This window comes from Niallia sp. (genome assembly GCF_031978665.1).
Taxonomy (GTDB): Bacteria; Bacillota; Bacilli; order Bacillales; family Cytobacillaceae; genus Niallia.
Map to the genome: position 1 here is coordinate 1 of NZ_DALZDK010000037.1, position 371 is coordinate 371.

General features: G+C 31.5%; 1 pseudogene. It reads right to left on the reverse strand.

From position 1 onward, the window contains the following. Nucleotides 1-123: 123 nt before the first annotated feature. A pseudogene (locus RTL21_RS18350) lies at nucleotides 124-371 on the reverse strand (iron ABC transporter); the annotation flags it as partial.

Consider the following 371-nt stretch of genomic DNA (forward strand, 5'->3'; position numbering starts at 1 on the left):
AAAACAACAATCTTTTAGAAAACAGCCTATTTCTAAAATCAAAAAAATATCCTAAAAGCACTCTACTTAAAAAGAAGTTTTCATTTAAACCTCTTTTTAAGAGAGTGCTTCTAAGATAATTTCTTAACTAATTTTATATGCTCTCTGATTCTTCTTTCTCCTTATTAAGAACTTTACTAAGACTCCATACTTCGGGGAGCCAAGAAAGCTAATCATAAAAATAATTCCTGTGGAAAAGGCCATTGCACCTGATATAGAGGTATCTAACCATAAAGCCATATAGTAGCCAATAAATGCGGATAAAATTCCAAAACAACTGCTTAATAGAAATAGAAAGGATAACTGATCTGTCCATAAATAAGCAGCTGCGG